This window comes from Brevinematales bacterium (assembly GCA_026415355.1).
Taxonomy (GTDB): Bacteria; Spirochaetota; Brevinematia; order DTOW01; family DTOW01; genus SKYB106.
In genome coordinates this window covers 1-1,755 of record JAOAHF010000044.1, presented here as the reverse complement: position 1 = coordinate 1,755, position 1,755 = coordinate 1, and the positions used below count along the sequence as shown (strand labels likewise).

Sequence of the window (1,755 nt, the reverse complement as noted above, 5' to 3'; positions counted from 1 at the left end):
GAAGTGGAATTAAATGTTTATTCGATAACCGGCCAACTTGTTAAAAAATTATATAGGCAAGAACAGTTGCCAGGAACTTATCAAATTCATTGGAATGGCAAAAATAGCCGCGGACAGAATTTAAGAGGAATCTATTTTATCAAAGGTCGAATCGGCGTACATCCTATAACAGTAAAAGTAATCAGAATATAAAGTAACTTTTTATAACCTTTCTCACTTCGAAGTATTTAGTGTCTTAGCCAAAATTAGCAACTAAATTCTAATATAATAGCAGAGTCTTGCTATAAAACCAGAGGAAAATGAGACCTTGCAATTGTTATTATTTGTTTTTTTAATTTATGGAAAGATATCCGCAAATAATTGTTCTGGTGTTTCGGTCGTTCCATCTGCATAAACCAACCACACATAGAGATAAGGATTGCCATCGTTAAACCGTTTTTCGCTTTTAATTGTAGCGGCAAGAGCACCCTTTTTAGTAATTTCACCAGATACTAACTGGATGCCATCGTTATCAGGTTCTTGAAAATTGACTGATATCTGCCATTTATTATAGTCGGTATAGGTTCCATTTTGAGCAATCACTTCGTCACCAAAAGGTGGAGTATTGTCTTTCGCCTTGAATTTAATCTGATACCATGGTTTATCGTTAGTATATTCAAAACGTAATAAAAAATTGGTTGTTGGAACTGAAGTATAGTCAAAATTAAAAGTGAATTTTATATTTACCGCTTTTATACTCATATCAACTTTTCTGATATCTTCAGATGTTGTGCCATATCTTATTTCTTTTAAGTCTACTAAGAAGTAAGTTGTGTTATCGACCTTAAGGTCTACTTTCACCTTAGTAAGAACATCTTCGCCACCGACTACCCCAAATTGATACTCAGAAATTGAAATGACGCAGTCATGTACCTGAGACAGTGAATCTGTCCATACCCATTCAAAAATAATTGCATTATTTGGTGTAGTTGAGTAGTGCTCCCATTGTTGATTAGTTTGATTCCATCGCCACTTTCCAGCAAAAGTATCCCAGGGCGTGCTTTTGTTCAATATCAATAATGCGACTCGTGGAATTTCTTTTTTTTCGACACGAAGCATCTTGGTCAGTTTTATCTTTTTTTTGTTAATTAAAGGGATCTCTTCAAGAATATCAACACTACCTTGTAGTGCTAATCCACCCTTGTTATTTAGAACATCGGTATTTATTTTTTGAACACATTCTCGCAATGCAGCTCTGGTTTCATTAGTTGTTGGTATTTTTTTCTTGCAGACAATTAACCCTGTAATAAGTAATACTATAAAGAAAACAAACAGGTATTTTTTACTCATAATGACTCCCTTCCACAATTGCAAGGTCTCATTAAATAAATTATATATATATTTATAAAAATTTGTCAAGTTTTGGTTGCAATGGGCTAGTGTATAATATTGGGGGTAAATTTAGGATTGTATACACTACTTATGAGAAATGCATAAAGTAAAGTATCTTATATTGTGTCTTGTCTTCTATAAGATTTTTGTTATGCTATCTTATGCGACTTTCTGATTTAGGCGAAATTAAAACAATTGAACTGATTAGAAGGATAACAACCACATACCCCATTTTGCTTAACGCTAATCGCAATATTGAGGTAGGTATTGGCGACGATGCTTGTATAATTAAAGACGGTACTATCATTACAACTGATGCTTATATCGAAGATATCCATTTCTCCTTAGACTATTTCAGTTTTTATGAAATTGGCCAAAGAGTAG

At 33.4% G+C, this 1,755-nt stretch carries 2 protein-coding genes; one reads left to right on the top strand and one right to left on the bottom strand.

What is annotated here, in order from left to right:
• Positions 1 to 192: hypothetical protein (locus N2712_07965; GenBank protein ID MCX8029912.1), on the top strand; the 192-nt coding region annotated here is incomplete at its 5' end.
• Between the two features lie 144 nt (positions 193 to 336).
• Here N2712_07965 and N2712_07960 read toward each other — a convergent pair.
• Entirely contained in the window at positions 337 to 1,329 is a 993-nt protein-coding gene (locus tag N2712_07960) for a hypothetical protein (protein MCX8029911.1), read from the bottom strand.
• Positions 1,330 to 1,755: the final 426 nt, after the last annotated feature.